The sequence below is a fragment of the Sinorhizobium chiapasense genome (assembly GCF_036488675.1).
In the GTDB taxonomy this organism is placed as follows: domain Bacteria; phylum Pseudomonadota; class Alphaproteobacteria; order Rhizobiales; family Rhizobiaceae; genus Sinorhizobium; species Sinorhizobium chiapasense.
Map to the genome: position 1 here is coordinate 1054600 of NZ_CP133148.1, position 21356 is coordinate 1075955.

Annotated in this window: 17 protein-coding genes; 7 read left to right on the forward strand and 10 right to left on the reverse strand. The window is 61.6% G+C overall.

Features of this window, described 5'->3' with window-relative positions:
• Nucleotides 1-11: 11 nt before the first annotated feature.
• Complete coding sequence (gene purN / locus RB548_RS05045) at nucleotides 12-674, reverse strand: phosphoribosylglycinamide formyltransferase (RefSeq protein WP_331373936.1); 663 nt, start codon at nucleotides 672-674, stop codon at nucleotides 12-14.
• Nucleotides 671-1741 (reverse strand): phosphoribosylformylglycinamidine cyclo-ligase, encoded by a 1071-nt coding sequence (gene purM / locus RB548_RS05050; RefSeq protein WP_331373937.1) that lies wholly within the window; start codon nucleotides 1739-1741, stop codon nucleotides 671-673. The genes purN and purM overlap by 4 nt, the downstream gene beginning before the upstream one ends.
• A gap of 251 nt (nucleotides 1742-1992) precedes the next feature.
• On the opposite strand from purM, the gene RB548_RS05055 reads away from it, so the two are divergent.
• The 4 genes from RB548_RS05055 to ppx all read left to right on the forward strand — a co-directional run bounded on the left by RB548_RS05055 (nucleotide 1993) and on the right by ppx (nucleotide 7615).
• Complete coding sequence (locus tag RB548_RS05055; RefSeq protein WP_331374885.1) at nucleotides 1993-3114, forward strand: AI-2E family transporter; 1122 nt, start codon at nucleotides 1993-1995, stop codon at nucleotides 3112-3114.
• Nucleotides 3115-3139: 25 nt separating this feature from the next.
• Complete coding sequence (gene hdaA / locus RB548_RS05060; protein WP_331373938.1) at nucleotides 3140-3829, forward strand: DnaA regulatory inactivator HdaA; 690 nt, start codon at nucleotides 3140-3142, stop codon at nucleotides 3827-3829.
• A 64-nt stretch (nucleotides 3830-3893) separates the two neighbouring features.
• Nucleotides 3894-6080, forward strand: a complete 2187-nt coding sequence (locus tag RB548_RS05065) for an RNA degradosome polyphosphate kinase (protein WP_408642410.1) — start codon at nucleotides 3894-3896, stop codon at nucleotides 6078-6080.
• 11 nt (nucleotides 6081-6091) lie between these two features.
• Nucleotides 6092-7615 carry an exopolyphosphatase gene (ppx, locus tag RB548_RS05070; RefSeq protein ID WP_331373940.1) on the forward strand — a complete coding sequence of 508 codons (1524 nt, stop codon included), beginning with the start codon at nucleotides 6092-6094 and terminating at the stop codon, nucleotides 7613-7615.
• A gap of 171 nt (nucleotides 7616-7786) precedes the next feature.
• Here ppx and RB548_RS05075 read toward each other — a convergent pair whose 3' ends face one another.
• The gene (locus RB548_RS05075; protein ID WP_331373941.1) at nucleotides 7787-9145 is read right to left on the reverse strand and encodes an esterase-like activity of phytase family protein; all 1359 of its coding nucleotides are present in this window, start codon (nucleotides 9143-9145) and stop codon (nucleotides 7787-7789) included.
• A 188-nt stretch (nucleotides 9146-9333) separates the two neighbouring features.
• Here RB548_RS05075 and RB548_RS05080 point away from each other — a divergent pair, with 188 nt between their 5' ends.
• Nucleotides 9334-9741 carry a DUF2000 family protein gene (locus RB548_RS05080; protein ID WP_331374886.1) on the forward strand — a complete coding sequence of 136 codons (408 nt, stop codon included), beginning with the start codon at nucleotides 9334-9336 and terminating at the stop codon, nucleotides 9739-9741.
• On the opposite strand, the gene RB548_RS05085 is transcribed toward RB548_RS05080, so the two are convergent.
• The 4 genes from RB548_RS05085 to RB548_RS05100 all read right to left on the reverse strand — a co-directional run bounded on the left by RB548_RS05085 (nucleotide 9713) and on the right by RB548_RS05100 (nucleotide 14913).
• Nucleotides 9713-10774 carry an adenylate/guanylate cyclase domain-containing protein gene (locus RB548_RS05085; protein ID WP_331373942.1) on the reverse strand — a complete coding sequence of 354 codons (1062 nt, stop codon included), beginning with the start codon at nucleotides 10772-10774 and terminating at the stop codon, nucleotides 9713-9715. The two genes, RB548_RS05080 and RB548_RS05085, sit on opposite strands and share 29 nt — an antisense overlap.
• Nucleotides 10775-10944: 170 nt before the next feature.
• Nucleotides 10945-12096, reverse strand: coding sequence for a ribonuclease D (gene rnd / locus RB548_RS05090; protein WP_331373943.1), 1152 nt, complete (start codon nucleotides 12094-12096; stop codon nucleotides 10945-10947).
• 79 nt (nucleotides 12097-12175) lie between these two features.
• On the reverse strand, nucleotides 12176-13576 hold the full coding sequence (locus RB548_RS05095) for a multicopper oxidase family protein (protein ID WP_331373944.1): 1401 nt from the start codon (nucleotides 13574-13576) through the stop codon (nucleotides 12176-12178).
• 98 nt (nucleotides 13577-13674) lie between these two features.
• Nucleotides 13675-14913 (reverse strand): MFS transporter, encoded by a 1239-nt coding sequence (locus tag RB548_RS05100; RefSeq protein WP_331373945.1) that lies wholly within the window; start codon nucleotides 14911-14913, stop codon nucleotides 13675-13677.
• A 294-nt stretch (nucleotides 14914-15207) separates the two neighbouring features.
• Here RB548_RS05100 and aspS point away from each other — a divergent pair, with 294 nt between their 5' ends.
• Entirely contained in the window at nucleotides 15208-16995 is a 1788-nt protein-coding gene (gene aspS, locus RB548_RS05105) for an aspartate--tRNA ligase (protein WP_331373946.1), read from the forward strand.
• Between the two features lie 280 nt (nucleotides 16996-17275).
• Nucleotides 17276-17656 carry a rhodanese-like domain-containing protein gene (locus RB548_RS05110; protein WP_331373947.1) on the forward strand — a complete coding sequence of 127 codons (381 nt, stop codon included), beginning with the start codon at nucleotides 17276-17278 and terminating at the stop codon, nucleotides 17654-17656.
• Between the two features lie 119 nt (nucleotides 17657-17775).
• Here RB548_RS05110 and groL read toward each other — a convergent pair whose 3' ends face one another.
• The 3 genes from groL to RB548_RS05125 form a co-directional block, all read right to left on the reverse strand.
• Nucleotides 17776-19401: a chaperonin GroEL gene (gene groL, locus RB548_RS05115; RefSeq protein WP_331373948.1), complete on the reverse strand. Its 1626-nt coding sequence runs from the start codon at nucleotides 19399-19401 to the stop codon at nucleotides 17776-17778.
• A 154-nt stretch (nucleotides 19402-19555) separates the two neighbouring features.
• Nucleotides 19556-19780, reverse strand: a complete 225-nt coding sequence (locus RB548_RS05120) for a hypothetical protein (RefSeq protein WP_136504214.1) — start codon at nucleotides 19778-19780, stop codon at nucleotides 19556-19558.
• A gap of 251 nt (nucleotides 19781-20031) precedes the next feature.
• Complete coding sequence (locus RB548_RS05125) at nucleotides 20032-21225, reverse strand: hypothetical protein (RefSeq protein WP_331373949.1); 1194 nt, start codon at nucleotides 21223-21225, stop codon at nucleotides 20032-20034.
• Nucleotides 21226-21356 lie beyond the last annotated feature (131 nt).

Consider the following 21356-nt stretch of genomic DNA (forward strand, 5'->3'; position numbering starts at 1 on the left):
AAGGACCTCTGTCAGATCGCGGGAGAAACGAGGACGCCCGATGCCTCGCCTACCGCATGGCTTGCAGCCCGCCCGTCTTTCATTTCGACCTTGCCCTCGGCGACGAGCCGCAGCGCCAGCGGATAGGTCTTGTGTTCCACCGTCAGAACGCGTGCGGCGAGCGTTTCCGCCGTATCGCCGGCGAGGATTGGAACCGCGGCCTGCGCGATGATCGGGCCGTCGTCCATGGCTTCGGTGACAAAATGGACCGTGCAGCCGGCAAGCCTCATGCCGGCGTCGATTGCGCGCTGATGGGTGTGAAGCCCGGGAAACAACGGTAAAAGCGACGGATGAATATTGAGGATGCGGCCTTCATGGCGCTGAATGAACGTTGCCGACAGCAGCCGCATGTAGCCGGCAAGGCAGATGATGTCCGGCCGGAGGCGATCAAGTTCCGCGAGGATCGCCGCTTCGTGCGCTTCCTTGCTGTCGAAATCCTTTCGGACGAACGAAAAGGTCGGGATGCCGAGTCTGGCTGCTTTGGCCAGGCCACCGGCCTCCGCCTTGTCGGCGATCACCGCAATGACTTCGGCGGGGAAGTCCGGTTCCGCTGCTGCTTTCGCCAGTGAAAGCATGTTCGAGCCGCCGCCGGAAATGAAGACGACGACCTGCTTCTTAGCCGTAGTCGCGTTCATAGGGAGAGGCTGCCCTTGTAGATCGTGCCCGCGGCGCCTTCGGCACGCGCGACCATGCGGCCGAGCGTGAAGACCGTTTCACCTTCGCCCGAAAGTATCGTCGCGACCTTTTCAGCCTCTGTCGCCGGAACGACGACGATCATGCCAACGCCGCAGTTGAACGTGCGCAGCATTTCGTTGGCGGCGACCCCGCCGGTCTTGGCAAGCCAGGAGAAGACCGCCGGCGGCTTAATCGCGTCGAGGTCGATCTCTGCGGCAAGGTGCTTCGGCAGTACGCGCGGAATGTTTTCGGGAAATCCGCCGCCGGTGATGTGCGCGAGCGCCGTGAGCGCTCCCGTCTCGCGGATCGCTTTCAGGAGCGGCTTTACGTAGATGCGCGTCGGTGTCAGCAGAAGATCGGCAAGCGTGCCTTCGCCGAACGGGGCGGGCGCGTCCCAGGCCAGTCCGGAAAGCGCAACGATCTTGCGGACCAGCGAATAGCCGTTTGAGTGCACTCCAGAAGAGGCGAGCCCGAGGATGATGTCACCTTCGGCAATGTCGCCTGCCGGCAGCAACTGGCCACGCTCGGCCGCGCCGACGGCAAAGCCGGCGAGGTCGTAGTCGTCGCCGGAATACATGCCCGGCATCTCGGCTGTTTCCCCGCCGATCAACGCGCAACCCGCGTCGCGGCAGCCGGCGGCGATACCGGCAACGATCGCGGCACCCTGGTCCGGGTCGAGCTTGCCGGTCGCAAAATAGTCAAGGAAGAACAGCGGTTCCGCCCCCTGCACGACGAGATCATTGACGCACATGGCGACGAGATCGATGCCGACCGTGTCGTGCTTGTTCGCGTCGATGGCGATCTTGAGCTTGGTGCCGACTCCATCGTTCGCGGCAACAAGGACCGGATCGGTGAAACCGGCAGCCTTCAGGTCGAAGAGACCGCCGAAACCACCGATCTCTCCATCGGCGCCCGGGCGTCGCGTGGAGCGCACATGGGGTTTGATCTTCTCCACCATCAGGTTGCCGGCGTCGATGTCGACGCCTGCGTCGCTATAGGTGAGACCATTCTTGCCCGACTGGCTCATGCTCGTTCTCCAAGGCTCGTCGTATTTTGCGGATGCGATTGGCACGGCGGGGCAAGGAGTGCAAGCCAACTGCCAACGCTTGCCGGCTTTTTTTGCCATTTTACCCGCATCTCACGGCCTTTCGAGCGGCGAGGGGCCGATTTGCCTCCGCATCAAAGGCGGCGGGCTTGACCAGCGTGCGCACCGCGCCCTATCTCGTGCAAATGGATGGAACGCGAGGCGTTTGCGCCGGACGCGGGACGGGGAGCGCAATGGGCAGTCAGGTCAGCGGTGTGAGTCTCAAGCGCCAGATCGTCTTCTGGCTGCTGGTGCTCGCCGGCTTCATCGCCTTCCTCACGCTCTTCAGTTCGATCCTGCTGCCGTTCCTCGCCGGTATGGCGCTCGCCTATTTCCTCGATCCTGTCGCCGACCGGCTGCAGCGTTTGGGCCTCAGCCGGCTGATGGCGACGATCCTCATTCTTGTTGCCTTCGTCGTCGTGCTGGCGCTGTCGCTGATGATCATCATCCCATTGATCTTCACGCAGGCGGCCGACTTCGTCCAGAGGATGCCCGGCTATATCGCCAGCCTTCAGGCCTTCCTCACCGATAGCCAAACGACGCTGCTCCCGGACTGGCTTGCGGACCAGATGGCGGCGATCAAGCAGAATTCCGCCAAGCTGCTCGAACAGGGCGCAAGTTTCCTCGGCACGCTGTTCCAGCAATTGTGGAACTCCGGCATGGCACTGCTGGACATTCTTTCGCTCTTCATCATCACGCCGGTGGTGGCCTTCTATCTGTTGCTCGACTGGGACCGCATGGTCGATAAGGTCGACAGCTGGGTGCCGCGCGATTACGTCGACATCGTCCGCCAGATCGCCCGCGAGATGAACACGACCATTGCCGGCTTCGTGCGCGGCCAGGGTTCGCTGTGCATTATTCTCGGCCTCTACTATGCCATCGGCCTGTCGCTCGTCGGCCTCAATTTCGGACTGCTGATCGGCCTTTTCGCCGGTATGATCAGCTTCATCCCCTATGTCGGCTCGATGGTGGGTCTCGTGCTCGCTGTTGGCGTGGCGCTGGTCCAGTTCTGGCCGAATTACATTACGATCCTGCTCGTCTTGGCTGTGTTCTTCAGCGGCCAGTTCATCGAGGGCAACATTCTGCAGCCGAAGCTGGTCGGCAAGAGCGTCGGTCTGCACCCCGTCTGGCTGATGTTCGCCTTGCTTGCCTTCGGTGCCCTCTTCGGCTTCGTCGGCCTTCTCGTCGCCGTGCCGGCCGCCGCCGCGATCGGCGTCCTTGTTCGTTTCGGCATACAGCGGTACCTTGATAGTGATCTCTATCACGGGCATAGGACAGCCGCGGAGAAGCAGCCGGAAGGCCAGGAGCCCCGCTGAGTCGCGCCATTGTCCAGAGTACAGCATGACAAGACGTCCGTTCGAACAACTGCCGCTCGCTTTCGGCCATGATCCGGCCACCGGTCGCGAGGATCTGCTCGTTTCCGATCGGCTGAGCGCTGCCATCGCTATCGTCGACCATTGGCCCGACTGGCCATCGCCTGTCGTCATCATCGCGGGACCGGTCGGCTCCGGGAAGTCGCATCTTGCCAGTATCTGGTGTGAGAGGGCGGGAGCCGAGGCGATTCATCCCGTCGCCGGCTCGGATGCCGCCGACATAGCGGCCCATAAGCCAGTTCTCTTCGAGGATGCCGATCGCCAGGGCTTTGATGATACGGCGCTCTTCCATGTCATCAACAGCGTGCGCCAGCACGGCACCGCGCTGTTGATGACATCGCGCCTGTGGCCCATGTCATGGCCGGTGACGCTTCCGGATCTCCGCTCGCGCCTGAAGGCGGCCACGGTCGTCGAAATCGGTGAGCCGGACGACGAACTGTTGACGCAGGTGCTCGTGAAGCTCTTCGCCGACCGCCAGCTCTTCGTCGATGAGCGTCTTGTCGGTTACATCGTGGCGCGCATGGAGCGCTCGCTGGAGGCGGCCCAGACGATCGTCGAGCGACTGGATCACCTCGCGCTTGCCCGTGGCACGCGGCTGACACGCGCCCTGGCGGCGGAGGTGCTGGCGGAGCTTGGAAATCCCCACCCGCCGGATTGACTGTCACAGTTCCGTCGTCAAACTGGGATAGCTCGTGCATCTGGAGTAATGGGGTCTGATGGGTATGGATAAGGCGACGTCGGCAATCATCGAACATGAGACGTCTGCGGAGCAGATAGACCTGCTGACGAGCCCCGAGCGCTTCATCAATCGCGAATTCTCCTGGCTTCAGTTCAACCGCCGCGTCCTCGAGGAAACGCTGAACACGGCGCATCCCTTGCTGGAGCGCGTCCGCTTCCTGTCGATTTCGGCCGCCAACCTCGACGAGTTCTTCATGGTCCGCGTCGCAGGTATCGAAGGCCAGGTGCGTCAGGGGATTGCGCTTCGCAGCCCCGACGGCAAGACGCCGGCCGAACAGCTCGACGATATCCTCAAGGAAATCGACAACCTGCAGATGGAGCAGCAGGCGTCGCTCGCCGTCCTGCAGCAATACCTCGCGAAGGAAGACATCCTCATCGTCCGGCCTGCCTCGTTGTCCGCTCAGGACCGGAGCTGGCTCGCCAACGAATTCGATCAGTCGATCTTCCCGGTGTTGACGCCGTTGTCGATCGATCCGGCGCATCCTTTCCCGTTCATCCCCAACCTCGGCTTTTCGATCGGGCTGCAACTCGTCAGCAAGACGGGCCGCGAGCCGATGACGGCGCTGTTGCGCCTTCCGGTGGCGCTCGACCGGTTTATCCGCCTGCCGGATGTGAAGAACGTCATCCGTTACATCACGCTCGAGGACGTTGTCAGCCAGTTCATCGACCGCCTCTTCCCAGGTTACGAAGTGCAGGGTTCGGGAACCTTCCGTATCATTCGTGACAGCGATATCGAAGTCGAGGAAGAGGCAGAAGACCTCGTTCGCTTCTTCGAGACGGCCCTCAAACGGCGCCGTCGCGGTTCGGTCATCCGCATCGAGACCGACTCCGAAATGCCGGCATCGCTGCGCCAGTTCGTGGTGCAGGAGCTCGGGGTTCCGGAAAACCGTATCGCGGTGCTTCCAGGCCTTCTTGCGCTGAACACGCTTTCGGAAATCACCAAGGCGCCGCGCGAAGATCTGCGCTTCGAGCCTTACAATCCGCGCTTCCCCGAGCGCGTGCGCGAGCATGCCGGCGATTGCCTGGCGGCGATCCGCGAAAAGGACATGGTGGTCCATCACCCGTACGAATCGTTTGATGTCGTCGTGCAGTTCCTCCTGCAGGCGGCGCGCGATCCGGACGTGCTGGCGATCAAGCAGACGCTCTACCGCACCTCGAACGACAGCCCGATCGTGCGTGCCCTGATCGATGCCGCCGACGCCGGCAAGTCGGTGACGGCGCTTGTCGAGCTCAAGGCGCGATTCGATGAAGAGGCAAACATCCGCTGGGCGCGTGACCTTGAGCGTGCGGGTGTCCAGGTCGTCTTCGGGTTCATCGAACTCAAAACGCACGCCAAGATGTCGATGGTCGTTCGTCGAGAGGAAGGCAAGCTCAGGACCTATTGCCACCTCGGCACCGGCAACTATCACCCGGTCACTGCGAAGATCTACACCGACCTGTCGTTCTTCACCTGCAATCCGGTGATCGCTCACGACATGGCGAACATCTTCAATTTCATCACGGGCTATGGTGAACCGGAAGCGGGCATGAAGCTGGCGGTCTCGCCGCACACGCTGCGGCCGCGGATCCTCAAGCATATCGAGGAAGAGATCGGGCATGCAGCGGCGGGCCGTCCTGCCGCGATCTGGATGAAGATGAATTCGCTTGTCGACCCGGAAATCATCGACGCGCTCTACAAGGCGAGCCGTGCCGGCGTCGAAATCGATCTCGTCGTACGCGGCATCTGCTGCCTGCGTCCGCAGCTTCCCGGTCTTTCCGAGAACATCCGGGTCAAGTCGATCGTCGGACGTTTCCTTGAACATTCGCGCATATTCTGCTTCGGCAACGGTCATGGCCTTCCGTCCGAAAATGCACTTGTCTATATCGGCTCGGCGGATATTATGCCGCGCAATCTGGATCGGCGGGTCGAGACGCTTGTGCCTCTCATCAACCGGACTGTGCACGAACAGGTTCTTTCGCAGATCATGCTGGGAAATCTCATCGACAACCAGCAAAGCTACGAGATACTTCCGGACGGGACGTCACGCCGCATGGAAGTCGGCAAGGATGCCGAGCCGTTCAATGCGCAGCATTATTTCATGACCAACCCCAGCCTCTCGGGTCGGGGGGAGGCTCTGAAGTCCAGTGCACCAAAGCTGATAGCCGGCTGGAAAAGCGGTTGGCGCAAGTAAACTGGAATTGCATGGTAGAATCTGAAGCGCAGGGGCGTCTGCCCGGCATCCGGCCGGTCTCCGTTGTGGATATCGGTTCCAACTCTATTCGCCTTGTCATCTACGAAGGGCTCAGCCGCGCGCCGGCGGTGCTTTTCAACGAGAAGGTCATGTGTGGCCTCGGCAGGGGCATCGATGCGACTGGCCGGATGGCGGAAGAGAACGTCGAACGGGCGCTGAAGGCGCTTCAGCGCTTTCGGGCGCTGTCGGATCAGGCGCGGGCCACCACGATGTATGCGTTGGCGACGGCCGCCGCGCGCGAAGCCTCCAACGGTCCGTCTTTCATCGAAAAGGCGGAGGCTATCCTCGGTTGCAAGGTTCGCATCCTCAGCGGCGAGCAGGAGGCCCATTTCTCGGCCATGGGCATTGTCAGCGGCTATCACGATCCCGACGGGATCGTGGGCGACCTCGGCGGCGGTTCCCTCGAACTCGTCGACGTCGAGGGCAAGCGCATCGGCAAAGGCATTACACTACCGCTCGGCGGCATCCGTCTCTTCGAACACAGCAACGGCTCGCTGCCGAAGGCGCGGACCTGGGTCCGCAAGTTCATGAAAGAAGCGGCCGTGCTGAAGGGCGGCACGGGGCGCACGTTCTACGCCGTCGGCGGTACATGGCGGTCGATCGCCAAGCTTCATATGGAAGCTCGCAACTACCCGCTGCATATGATGCAGGGCTATGAGATTTCCTATGACGAGGCGATGTCTCTCCTGCCCGAAGTGATCGAGCCCAAGAACATCAAACCGTCTGCCTACGCGACAATCTCCAAGAGCCGCCGCAGCCTGTTGCCCTTCGGGGCCGTAACGATGCAGGAAGCCCTCTCGATCATGAAGCCGGGGCGGATCTCTTTCTCTGCGCTCGGCGTTCGCGAGGGCTATCTTTTCTCGCTGCTTTCCGAAGCCGAACGCGTGCTGGACCCGTTGCTGACGGCCGCCGACGAGATCGCGATCCTGCGCGCCCGCTCGCCCGAGCACGCCCGCGAACTTGCGGAATGGACCGGGCGCATGGTGCCGCACTTCGGTGTGGAGGAGACGGAAGAGGAGAGCCGATACCGCCAGGCTGCCTGCCTGCTCGCCGACATCAGTTGGCGGGCCCATCCGGACTATCGGGGACTTCAGGCGCTCAACATCATCGCGCACTCGTCCTTTTCCGGCATCACGCATGCCGGCCGGGCCTATATCGCCCTTGCGAACTATTACCGTTTCGAAGGCCTTAACGACGACGGTGCCACCGAGCCCCTCGCGGGTATCACGACGGAGCGGTTGCTCGAACTCGCCAAGCTGCTGGGCGGCCTGCTGCGCGTCGCCTATCTTTTCTCGGCGTCGATGCCGGGTGTCACGCGCCACCTCGGCTTGCGGCGATCGCCGCGTCCGGATGTCGATCTCGAATTCGTCGTGCCGGCGGCCTATTCCGAGTTCGAGGGCGAACGGCTGGATGGCCGTCTTCAGCAGCTCAGCAAGCTGACAGGCAAGCGACTCGCCTTCCATTTCGAAAACTGATCGGGGTTACGCAGCTCCATTGCGAAGAGACGGCTGCGCTTGGATCGCGCAGCCGCCGTACAGCGCCGCGCGTCTTGTCAGACGCGCAAAGGACGCTGTAGCGCTTTGAATTTCTGCATGTTTTTATCCTTAAATCGGCTAGGATTTAAGGAAACCGAAACTGCAGTTGATTCATTCGGCCTTCAGGAATTCGCGGACTTCGAGCAACACGAACTCATCGTCGTCCGCCTTGTTGATGGCGCGGCCAGCGGAGAAGGGCAGGTTGTTGTCGTTGCCAACGATGATATGCGTGTCGTCGACGCGATCGACGTTCTCGATCGTAACGAAGGGCATGTCGTAGTAGCCATCACCGCCGCCCTGGCGCTTTCTGCCTTCCGGATCGGCGATCTTGAGAAGATCGATGTAACCGATCTTGCGCACGGCCTTGCCGGCGTTCTCGTCGCTGATCTCGATCTTGTAGATGCGCTTGAGCTTCGAGCCGACGGCGAAGCAGTCAGGTTTCGGATCCTTCGGGTCTGCGCATGCCTTGTCGACAGTGCCGGCCCCGTTGTCGCGCTCGATGACCAGCGCAGTCTTCTCGTCGAGCATGTTGAAGTCACCGATCGCCTCGCCACCTTCGGAGAGCGGATAGAGCCAGCTGCGGCCGGTCCAGGCTTTGCTGGCGACATCGAGTTCGATGATTCTGAGCGCCGGTCGACCGTCGGCCTGCTCGACCGATTCATTATCGGTCCAGATCGGCCCTTCCAGCAGGCCGTAGAGCTTGCTGCCGTCCTTGGACATCGCCAGGCCTTCGTAGCCGCCGGAACGCTTCAGGTTGAAGGCGGGCATTTTCTTGGAGGGGTCCGCCTGCAGCGTCAGCGTTGGATTGTCGGGCGACATCACCGGCTTGCCGTCAGCAACGGTCGGAATGACATCGGTCAGTTTGCCGGCCGTATCGAATTTCAGGATGTAGGGGCCGAACTCTTCGCCTACCCAGAAGCCGCCTTCGACCGGCTGGATCGATTCCACGTCGAAATCGGCGCCGGTGAGATAACGGTTGGCTGAGCCTTCCATGACGGTCGGGAAGGGCGCTTTGCGGTCCGGATCGGACAGGAAAACGGTTTGCAGCGCTTCGACCTTGCCGGCATCCCAGTCGATCTTGAGGTGATGCAGCATCAACATCGCGTCGGTCGAGTTCAGCTTGTTGCCGAACCCGTTGTCGGAAAGGCTCCAGAAGGTCCCGTCCGGCATCGTCTTGATGCCGGAAAAGCCTTGCATCGGCTGACCATTGAAAGGCAGCGACAAGCCGGTCGGCCGCACACCGTCCGTGCCGGGCACGCTGCCGAGTTCGACGGCACGCTTCCGGTCGGCCGTCGTGAATTTGCCCGAGGTCTTGAGATAGTCCGCCGCGTCAGCCGGTGCTGCGATGATCGTGTTGGCCGGCAGGATGGCATGCGCCTTCAGCGTTGCCGGAAACACCTTCTCCTCGGCAAGTGCCGTTGTCGTCATTACAAGTGCCAGCGCCGCGGAGGCGAAAAATGCTTTCGTCATGAAGTTCACCATGGGTTGGAGGTCTGAGACCGGTCCCCGATAGGCGCGTTTGATGACGGCTGATTGATGCTTGTTTTACAGCCTCGTGAAGCTTTGGTGACACTCGATACCTTGCTCAAACGTTCAAGATCTACAGTCACTTCGAGCGTTAATGTTGCCGGGAAAAATGCGGAGATAAAGTGATCACGATGTTCGAGACGAAGTTTGCAATCGTCCTGCGGGACGACCTCGCCATGTGGCAGAAACTGAACGTCACAGCCTTCCTTGCCACCGGCATTGTCGGGCAGAAGCCGGAGATTATCGGAGAGGCGTATCGCGATGCCGCCGGCCATGTCTACAACGCGCTAAGCATCCAGCCCATCATCGTCCTCTCGGCAGGCGGTGTCACGCTCGGAGATATTCAGCGGCGGGCTTTGGCGAAGGGTGTTCGCACCTCCATCTACATCGACGAAATGTTCTCGACCGGCCACGACGCCGCCAACCGGGAAGTCTTTTCCAAGTCGGCACCCGACAATGCCCGGGTGGCGGGGATCGCGATCCATGCGGAGAAGAAGCTCGTGGACAAGATCACGAAGGGGGCAAAGCTGCACGGTTAGTCTCGGCGGAAGCCTTCGACCCGCCGTCAAGGAGGTTGGCAGTGCGAAGAGAAAACACATCAAGCTTCTGGCCGCGCCCTTTGACCTCGTGCTCGCCAAGGTCTTCGCTTCGCAGGAAGGCGGGCAGGCGCATGCGCCGCAGCAGGTCGGCGGAAATCAGGATCTGCCGATCGAGCGTTCGACAAAGACCTTCGAGGCGCGCCGTGGTGTTCACCGTGTCGCCGAAGTAGGTGATCTTGTGCCTGTCGACGCCGATTTCGGCCGCAACGATGGTTCCGCCGTGCAGTGCGGCGCGAAGGCGAGGAACCTCGCCGTAATCCTTGCGCCAGCGGTGGGCATCCGTCTCGATCCGGTCGAGAATATCGAAGGCGCAGCGGATGCAGGCGGCGTCGGCGATGGCGCGATCGAAGGGCCAGGTAATGACCGCCGCGTCGCCGACATAGTCATCGATGGAACCGCCGTAGCGAAGCACCGGATCGGCCATGGTTGCGAACAGCCTTCCGAGGTATTCCTGAGTGCGCAGATCGCCAAAGCGCTCGGCGAACGAGGTTGAGCCCGCGAGGTCGACGAAGAGGAACACACGCTCCTCATGCACCGGCTTGCGGTAGCGCCCGGTCAGCAGGCTGAGGAATACGTTGCGGCCGAGCAGTTCCCGCACCCTCAGGACAAAGATGATCGGGCCGGAGATCGCCAGTGCGATGAGGAGTACATTCAGCGATGGCATCATCTCGCCGGGATGGCCCACCAGACGCAGAAGCGATCCTGCGATTGCAAATCCGGCATAGACGAGCGCGACATAGACGGCAATGGAAGACATCAGAAAGCCTGGCGTCGAAAGGCCGTGAATCTTCCTGTAGAGGCGCCGGAAGATGATCCGCCGTTCGAACGCGAGGATCGGCATACAGACGAACAGCGCATAGATCGCGCCGATCAGTCCGCCGTCGCCGTAGATCACCCAGGCATAGGCCACGCCGCTGCCCGCGACGACGAGCAGCAACAGGATGAACTCAAGCGTGGAAAATCTCCAGCGCATGCGCGGAAGCCCCGGAACCGGAAAAACATACAGGACAATTGCGGATCGGGCGGCGATCCGCAATGCATTGAGAGGGCTTATCCAACGCCGTTCGGCCCGGATCAGCTCTTTTGATGCGTCCTCGCTATGGCTGGATTCAGGCGGAAAGTTGTTTTCTCACCTGCGACATTTCAACCGCCTATTTCCATCGCCTCGATCCGCTTGCCGACGAAGCGCAGTGCGACTTCGCCGTTGATGAGCTTGAGGGCCATCTCACCAAAAAGCTCCCGCCGCCAGCCCTTGAGCGCGTCCACATCGGCCTTCTCGCCTTCGGCGGCGATCCTGTCGAGGTCCTCGCTGTTGGCGATGATCTTGGCGGCGACGCCTTCCTTTTCGGCGATGAGCTTCAAGAGTACCTTCAGCATTTCGCCGGCTGCCGCAGTACCCTCTGGAGCATGGTTCTGGCGCGGCAGGCGCGGCAGTTCCGCCTTCGGAATGGCAAGTGCCTCGTTCACGGCCTCGACGACGGCCGTGCCCGCGCTTGAACGTTCCCACCCCTTGGGAATGGTTCTGAGCCGGCCCAGCGCCTCGGCGTCCTTGGGCTGCTGCTGGGCGATCTCGTAGATCGCATCGTCCTTGAGTATCCGCCCGCGCGGAACGTTGCGCGCGCGCGCTTCGCGTTCGCGCCAAGCCGCGACCTTCTGCAGGACCGCGAGCTCTATCGGTTTCTTGGTGCGCATCTTGAGCCGCTGCCAGGCGTTGTCCGGGTGGAGGTCATAGGTTTCCCGGCTTTCCAGGACAGCCATCTCTTCGGCCAGCCAGGACGAACGACCCTCGCGGGCGAGTTCCGCAGTCAGATACTGGTAGATCTCCCGCAGATGCGTGACGTCGGCGAGTGCGTAGTCGAGTTGCTTGTCCGTGAGGGGTCGGCGGCTCCAGTCGGTAAAGCGCGAGGACTTGTCGATCTGCTCGTTCTTGATGCGGTTGACCAACTGGTCGTAGGAAACGCTGTCGCCGAAGCCGCAAACCATTGCCGCGACCTGCGTGTCGAAGAGCGGATGCGGGATAAGGTTGCCGAGATGATGAATGATCTCGATGTCCTGGCGCGCGGCGTGGAAAACCTTGATCACGTCCGGGTTGCCCATCAGCGCAAAGAACGGCGCGAGGTCGATGCCCGGCGCCATCGGGTCCACGATGACGGCCAGATCGGGGCTCGCCATCTGGATCAGGCAGAGCTCCGGCCAGAACGTCGTTTCGCGCAGGAATTCGGTGTCGATCGTAATATAGCTTGATTGGGCCAACCGTTTGCAGGCGGCCTCTAGATCTACTGTGGTTTGGATCATCGGGTTTTTAATCACTGTGGCAAGAATGCGGCTTGCCCTTCCGTGTATCGTTTCGCGGCCGCCGTCACAATCGAAATTGTCAGACCACCTTGAAATAACCGGTCATGCCGGTCTTTTGATGTTCGATGATGTGGCAGTGGATTACCCAGTCGCCAGGGTTGTCCGCAACCAGTGCGACTTCCGCCTGTTCGTCCGGCAGGAGAAGGATGGTGTCCGTCGGCGGCGGCAGGAAGCTCCGCTTGTTGGAATTCAGGATGCGGAAGCTCAGGCCGTGCAGGTGGATCGGGTGCGCGTGCGGCGTGCGATTGGAGATCTGTAGCACATAGCTCTTGCCGAGCTTCAATTCCTCAATCGGCGTGATCGGATCCGGCGTATCGCCAGGCCACGGAACCTTGTTGATCGCCCAGAAGGTGTAGCCGAGCGAGCCGCAGATCGAGGGCGCTGCCTTGTGCTCGGCCGTTGCAGTCAGTTCGAGCGGAATCCGTTTGGCGGTGGAGAGGTCGGCTTCCGCGATCGGATTGGCGGGCAAGGGAGCGATGCCGCGCAGGTCGCGCTTGAGCGAGGCTCCCACCGCCCGGATCGTCGCGATGGTCCAAGGCTGCGAGCCACGGTAATTGCCGAGCCTTGCTGTCTGCCCCTCCGCCTCCGGCATCCGCACGACGATATCCATGCGCTGCCCGGGGCCGACGTCGAGGCGATCGAGCGGGAAGGGGACTTCGACCGGATTGCCGTCGAGCGCGATCACCTTTGCGGCCGCACCCTCGAGCGCTATCGTGTAGATGCGCGTTACGTCGATGGCGGCAATCCTCACGCGGACCAGGCTGCCGGCGGGCGCCTCGAACACCGGCTCGCGCTGCCAATTCGTCGTCCTGACCGTGCCATAGGTGCCGCCCCGGGCGGCATCGCGGGGCTTGAACGGGTCGATGAACTTGCCGCCCGCACCGAGCCGCCAGTCCCGGAGGTTAAGGATGATTTCGGCGTCGAAGACCGGGTCATCGGGGTTCTCGACGACGATCACACCCGCGAGCCCTCGGCCGATCTGCGTGAGCGTGTTGCAATGCGGGTGGTACCAGAAGGTACCGGCATCGGGTGGCGCGAAGACATAGTCGAAACTGTCGCCGGGATAGACGTAAGGCTGGGTCATTTCCGGCACGCCATCCATCGCATTGGCAATCCGCAAGCCGTGCCAATGGACCGTGGTCGGTTCGTCCAGCCGGTTCACCAGTCTTGCCGCATAGGTCTCGCCTTTGCGCATTCTCAAGACCGGGGGCACGTTCGCGTGTGGGGCGTCGCCGAGGCCGTAGGTCATGATTTTGGGCGTCACGCCATCGGCCGCGATCCTTGCTTCCGCGAATTGCGCCGTCAGGACTTGCGGATCGGGAGAGGCGCCGGCTCGAGCGGCAACGCCGGCGCCCAGCGCGAAAGCGCCTCCAAGCGCGGCCGAGCCCTGGAGAAACGTTCGGCGGTTGAGCATCGGCATCGTGATGTCCCATGGTGCACATAAGCGATCGGGCTGTTTCTAAACCTGATTTTCATAATCAGCAATTCGCCCCGCCGGTCATCTTGCCGCCGCCGCCGCTACCGCGTGTCTTCTCGCTGCTGGCCGCCAGCGAGCTTGTTGAAGAAGGATGAGGTCCGCAGGAGATTGCGAAACGGCATGGCGCGCTCTTCCGTCGGGACCGGCCCACGCGCTGTCATGCGCTGGAGCGTATAGAGCATGAAGAGGGCGAGGATCGCCGCAGTATAGATGAAGAGGGCCTGTGGTCCGAAGAGATCGAGCATGAAGGAGGCGAAGAGTGGGCCGATGATCGCGCCGAGCGACCAGAAGAACAGCATGCCGGCGGAGACCAGCGCGTGCTGCCCCTCGGCCGCATGATCGTTGGCATGTGCGGAACAGAGCGAGTAGAGCGGCATCGCGAAGGCGCCGAAGGCGAAGATGCCGGCAAAATTCAGCCACTCGTCGCTGCCCGCGCAGAAGGCGAGGAACAGCCCGGCCAGAAGCGAACCGAGCGTCGCGATCAGGATGATCAGCCGCCGGTCGATCTGGTCGGAATAGTGCCCGAGCGGGTATTGCAGCACCACGCCGCCGATGATGCCCGCACTCATGAAGGTCGCGATTGCGGTCACAGAGAGGCCGATACCCTGCGCATAGATCGGCCCCAGCGACCGGAATGCCGCGTTGGTGAGGCCGACGACGATGCAGCCGACCGTCGCGAGCGGCGAGATGTTCCATAGCGCCTTGACGTCGAACCGGATCGCCTCCGGGGCGACAGGACTTGACCGATCGGCAAAGGAAATCGGTACCAGCGAGAGCGTCAGCGCCATCGAGATGATTGCGAAAAGCTCGAACCCACCGATGCCGACACCCGGGATCACATATTGCGCGGCGGTAACGGAGCCGAGGTCCACGAGGCGGTAAATTGAAAGCGTGCGCGCCCGGTTGGCGTTGGTGACACTGGCGTTCAGCCAGCTCTCGACGGTTGCAAAGAGGCTGGCAAAACAGATGCCGGCAAGAAGCCGCATCAGGAACCAGAACCACGGGTCGATGAGCAGCACCATCGAGATGGCCGCTGCCGATGCAATCGCGGCCATCGCCGAGAAGGTGCGGATATGGCCGATTGCCCGGAGAATGCGAGTGACATAGACGCAGCCGATCGCAAAGCCGATGTTGTAGCCGGCACCGACGAGCCCGATCAGCGAGGTCGAGAATCCCTCCTCGAGCGCTCGCAGCGAAATGAACGTTCCCTGTAGACCGTTGCCGCCGATGAGAATGCCTGCGGTGACAAGAAGCGGGATGAGCGGGCGGATCTGGGACATGGGGGCAGGAAGCATCCGGATAATGGCCGCGACTCAAGGGGAATACCGGCCTGCTTCCTGTTTAGCGGCGGCCCACCGTCGGGGACAGTCGTGATTTGTGGCCTTTTGCCTTCTTTTTGCGCCACCTGCCTGCAATGACCGTGGCGACAGCAGCGCGCCGGCTCGCTACTCTGATTGCCGGAACAAGCCGCGGCCTTGACAAAACCGGCGCATCATGCGCTTTTCCGCCCGATTTTGATCTGCCGCGCGCCCCCATGCGGCCTGCGCGGTTTTCAGCAATTCCAGGATTAGACGATGCACCGTTACCGCAGCCACACCTGTGCCGCCCTCCGCAAGTCGGATGTCGGCTCCACCGTTCGCCTTTCCGGCTGGGTTCACCGCGTCCGCGACCATGGCGGCGTGCTCTTCATCGACCTGCGTGATCATTATGGCATGACCCAGGTCGTTGCCGACCCGGATTCTCCGGCCTTCAAGACGGCAGAAACAGTGCGCGGCGAATGGGTCATCCGCATCGACGGAACGGTTAAGGCGCGCACCGACGAAACCGTCAACAAGAACATGCCGACCGGCGAGATCGAACTCTATGCCCGCGAGATCGAGGTTCTGTCGGCGGCCAAGGAATTGCCGCTGCCGGTCTTCGGCGAGCCGGATTATCCGGAAGACGTCCGCCTCAAATACCGCTTCCTGGATCTCCGCCGCGAGACGCTGCACCGTAACATCGTCAAGCGCACCGAGATCATTTCGGCCATGCGTCGGGGCATGAGCGAAATCGGCTTCACGGAATATACGACGCCGATCCTGACAGCCTCCTCGCCGGAAGGCGCGCGCGACTTCCTCGTGCCGAGCCGCATTCATCCCGGCGCCTTCTACGCGCTGCCGCAGGCGCCGCAGCAGTACAAGCAGCTTCTGATGGTCGCGGGCTTCGACCGCTATTTCCAGATCGCGCCCTGTTTCCGCGACGAGGATCCGCGCGCCGACCGATTGCCGGGCGAATTCTACCAGCTCGACCTCGAAATGAGCTTCGTCGAGCAGGAAGACGTATGGGACACGATGGAGCCGATGATCCGCTCGGTCTTGACGGATTTCGCCGGCGGCAAGCCGGTGACCGAAAAGTTCCCGCGCATTCCCTATGACACAGCGATCCGCAAATATGGCTCCGACAAGCCGGACCTCAGGAACCCGATCGAGATGCAAAGCGTGACCGAGCACTTCGCTGGTTCGGGCTTCAAGGTCTTCGCCAACATGATCGCGTCCAACCCGCGGGTCGAGGTCTGGGCGATTCCGGCCAAGACCGGTGGCTCCAGAGCGTTCTGCGACCGCATGAACGCCTGGGCACAGAGCCAGGGCCAGCCCGGTCTCGGATACATCTTCTGGCGCAAGGAGGGCGAGAAGCTCGAAGGCGCCGGTCCGCTTGCCAAGAACATCGGCGAGGAACGCACCGAAGCGATTCGCACGCAGCTCGGTCTCGAGGACGGTGACGCCTGCTTCTTCGTCGCCGGTGAACCGGCGAAGTTCTACAAGTTTGCCGGCGAAGCCCGCACCAAGGCGGGCGAGGAACTGAACCTCGTCGATCGTGACCGCTTCGAACTGTGCTGGATTGTCGACTTCCCGTTCTACGAATGGCTGGACGAAGAAAAGAGGATCGATTTCGCTCACAACCCCTTCTCGATGCCGCAGGGTGGGCTCGAGGCGTTGAACGGCGACGACCCGCTCTCCATCAAGGCCTACCAATATGACATGGTCTGCAACGGCTTCGAGATTGCGTCCGGCTCCATCCGTAACCAGCTGCCGGAACTCATGGTCAAGGCTTTTGAGTTGACGGGTAAATCCCGGCAGGAAGTCGAGGAGCAGTTCGGCGGGCTCTACCGCGCCTTCCAGTACGGCGCGCCGCCGCATGGCGGCATGGCCTTCGGCATCGACCGTATCGTCATGCTCCTGGTAGGTGCCAAGAACCTGCGCGAGATTTCGCTCTTCCCGATGAACCAGCAGGCCCAGGATCTCCTGATGGGCGCGCCGTCGCCGGCGACGCCGACGCAGTTGCGCGAGCTGGCAATCCGTCCGATTCCTCAGAAGAAGGACTGAGGTCCTTCAGCGTGCAAGCACGGCCCGGCGGTTTCTACCGCCGGGTTTTTTTGTGGTCGAGCGGGCTCGCCGTCGGCCACACTGCCACACTGCCACGCAGCCAAATTCGGCTGCTGGGCCTGCAGCAATCTGGTTCAGACGAGATAAGCTCGGTCCCTCGCACCCTCCCACCGCGACGCCGCCCCAAACGTTGCGGTGCCGTTGCTCGCCTTGACAGGATTTCTCTCAAGGCGTCTCCTTTCTCCGCTGCGCTATGGCAGCGTTTTGGGTGGAGTGAGCGATGGCGAAGAACGTCAAGGACCTACTGGCGGAAGCAAATAGTGTTGTCCCGAAATTGTCGCCCACCGAGGCGGCCGAGAAGATGCGTTCCGGCGATGTGCTTATCGTTGATGTCCGCGATCCGACCGAGGTTCAGCAAACCGGAAAGATCAAGGGTGCGCTGAACGTCTCGCGGGGGATGCTGGAATTTCGCGCAGACCCGGAAAGCCAATACCACAATCCGGCCTTCCAAAAGGACAAGACGGTCCTGCTGCATTGTGCGTCCGGCGGCCGTTCGGCCCTTGCCGGAAAGACGCTGCTGGACATGGGCTACACGTCAGTATTCAACATCGGCGGCTTCAAGGAGCTGGTCGAGGCGGGCATCGATACTGAACCAGCTTGAGGCGCGTGGATCGATTAGGTAGCCGAGGCTCCTCGGGAGCTCTGGACCTGCTCAGCGCATAACATGAAGGCGCCGGGGCGCAGCTGCGCCCCGGCGTTTCTGGGTGTCGAGGTTGCTTTTTAGAAATCCATTCCGGGCGCGGGCATCGGAGGCGGCGCTTCCTTCTTCGGTTTCTCGGCGATCATCGCTTCCGTCGTCACCAGCAGGCCTGCCACGGAGGCGGCGTCCTGCAGTGCTGCGCGCACGACTTTGGCCGGATCGATTACACCCATGTCGTAGAGGTCACCGAATTCTCCGGTCTGCGCGTTCCAGCCGTAGGCGAAGTCCGATTTCTCACGGAGTTTGCCCACGACGATCGAGCCTTCGGCGCCCGCATTCTCGGCGATCTGGCGCACGGGCGCCTCGACTGCGCGACGGACGATCTCGACGCCGACGCGCTGGTCGTCATTGGCAGTCGGCACGTTGCCGAGTGTCTTGACGACGCGCAGCAGTGCGACGCCGCCGCCGGGAAGGATGCCTTCCTCGACCGCCGCCCTCGTCGCATGCAAGGCGTCGTCGACGCGGTCCTTCTTTTCCTTGACCTCCACTTCGGTCGAACCGCCGACGCGGATGACCGCGACGCCACCGGCGAGCTTGGCGAGCCGCTCCTGCAGTTTTTCACGGTCATAGTCTGATGTCGTGTCCTCGATCTGCGCCTTGATCTGGCTGATGCGTCCGCCGATATCGGCCTTTTCACCAGCACCATCGACGATGGTCGTCGTCTCCTTTTCGACGATTACCCGCTTTGCCCGCCCGAGCGTATCCATCGTCACGTTCTCGAGCTTGATACCGAGATCCTCGGAAACCACCGTGCCACCGGTGAGGATCGCGATATCCTCGAGCATGGCCTTGCGGCGGTCGCCGAAGCCGGGCGCCTTGACCGCAACGATCTTCAGGCCGCCGCGCAGTTTGTTGACGACGAGCGTTGCCAGCGCTTCGCCTTCGACGTCTTCGGCGATGATCAGGAGCGGCTTGCCGGACTGGATCACCGATTCGAGTATCGGGATCATGGCCTGGAGATTGGAGAGCTTCTTTTCATGGATCAGGATGTAGGGATCTTCAAACTCGACCCGCATCTTGTCCTGATTGGTAATGAAGTAGGGAGAGAGATAGCCTCTGTCGAACTGCATGCCTTCAACGACTTCGAGCTCGATCTCGGCGGTTTTGGCCTCCTCGACGGTGATCACGCCCTCGTTGCCGACCTTCTCCATCGCCTCGGCCAGGTAACGCCCGATCTCGGCATCGCCATTGGCGGAGATCGTGGCCACCTGGGCGATTTCCGCATTCTTTGAAACCTTGCGGGAGTGGGTCTTGAGTTCCTTGACGATGGCCTCGACGGCAAGGTCGATGCCTCGTTTCAGATCCATCGGGTTCATCCCGGAAGCGACGGCCTTGGCGCCTTCCTTGACGATCGCCTGGGCAAGCACGGTCGCAGTGGTCGTGCCATCGCCGGCAATGTCGCTCGTGCGCGAGGCCACTTCGCGCAGCATCTGTGCGCCCATGTTCTCGAATTTGTCCTCGAGTTCGATTTCCTTGGCGACCGACACACCGTCCTTGGTGATCCGCGGTGCGCCAAAGGATCTGTCTATGACCACGTTCCTGCCCTTGGGGCCCAAGGTGACCCGAACGGCATTGGCCATGATGTCGACGCCGCGCAGCATGCGGTCGCGGGCATCGGTATTGAATTTGACTTCCTTGGCAGCCATGTGCTCCTCCCTCGACACGGAAACTGTAAGGTGATCGGTAATCGCCCCCGCAACGGGCTACCGGATCACCGTTGTCATCACGTCTTCCACGTTCTTGCGTCCACCGGCTCCAAGGCGCACGCCGCCGTCCGCTCCCTGAAAAGCCGGACTGCTACTACAATTCCTCGTCGTCTTCCTCCGGAGTCAGGATGTCGATCAACGCCGCAACGCGGCCGGCCGGAAGATGGCGGCCTTCGCCGATCAGGGCCTCGTCATTGTTGACCCAAGCAATCGCCTCGGCGAGTTCGCTCGCTGTCGCGCCCGTCGCAAGTAGCTCGGCCATCAGTGTTTCGTCGACTGGGCCGAGGATGGCGGTGATATCCGAATGCTTCAGTCCCATGGCGTCCTCCTTCCGTTTCATCGGTCGGGAATGCGCAATTGTCGGCAACCATACGTAAAAATAGATAGGCGACCGCCTCAGAGCATCAAGCAGTGGATGATATCATTAATCAATCGGGATAGAAAAAGCCCGGCGGCGCATCGCCGGGCTCGATCGGGATCGAACTTGAGCTTTCGCGGGCGTCTACAGCGCCGCGCGTCTTATCAGACGCGCAAAGGACGCTGTACCACTTTGAATTGCTGCGGGAGGCGTTAGTCGTTCGCCGTCACTTTCACGCCGAGTACCGAGGGAATCGTGTTCGGCGCGCCCATGGCGGCGCCCATGATCATCGGGAAGGGAACCGGCTTCTCCGGCTTGGCGCTGATCGTCAGGCTCTTCGGTCCATCAAGATAGGCGTTGACGGCGGCCGAAACCTGGTTTTGCAACTCCGGTACGTTGAGCTGAGCCATCATGATCGGCACTAGGCCCTTTAGCGATTGCGCCAGTTGATCGCCTGTGACGCCCTGCTGGCTGCCGGCGTAGTCGAGCGCTTTCTTGGTGATCGAAGCATCGTCGAAGCGGATCGAGGCGCTGTTGAACGTCAGCTGCTGCATGAGGCCCATCATCGCGAGGCCCATCGCCTGATTGGCCTCTTCCTTGTTCGGGTTCGCTTCTGCGGCTTTTGTCGCTTCCTGCAGCGCCTTCATGAACTGCAGCGTATATCCGGAAAAGTCCATGGCAATGTTCAGGCGGCCGACATTCTTGAAGTCGAGGGCATATTCACTGAGGGCAAGGTTGCCGCTCTGCAGTTCCCAACTGCCCTTCATGGTGACTTCGCCGTCGAGCTTGGTCAGCCCCAGCTTTTCGATAGCTTCCTTCGCCTTGGCGTCCTCGACGTCAGAGAGATCTGCCTTGAGCCCGGCGAGAGATGCGTCGAAGTCGAAGCCGGCATCGTTTTCCTGCCGCGTCAGATTGGCTTCCGTGCTCTCGACCGTGAAGACGTCCTTGCCCTCGACATTGATCACGATCGGTCCGGTTCCTGCCGTCTCGTAAAGCAGGATGTCGTTGATCGTGTCGCCGGCCGGATTGCCCGGGATCGACAATCCGCCGATCGACAGATTCCGTGCCGAGAACCTGGAGCCGTCTTGGCTGACATTGATATCCGGGAGCGTAACGGTCTCGGCGTAATAGCCGCCATCCTCGCTCTCCTCGACACCTTCGAAGGTGACGTTACCGATGTTGGCTGCCTCTCCGGGATTTGCTGCCGTCTGCAGCTTGACGCCGGTCACCGTGACCACGTCGCCGTTCACGTCCGCCTTGTCGAAGCGGATCGACGTGCCGTTGGCGGACAGAGCCGCATCAAGCTTCTTCATCATGTCCGCGCCATCCAGGGCGAAGGCGGGGCCGGCAAGTGTGAGAAGGGCGGCGCTCGCCATCATCAGGCGGATCTTGCGCGTATGCGTCATTATCGAGTTCCTTATCAAAAATGTTTGATGTGAAGCTGTTTCTGGGATCGGTTATCGCTAATCTGAGTGATCTCTGCGCGATCCGTCAACTGCCCCGATGGAGCCTGAACGATCCCTGCGACGGTCGGCTT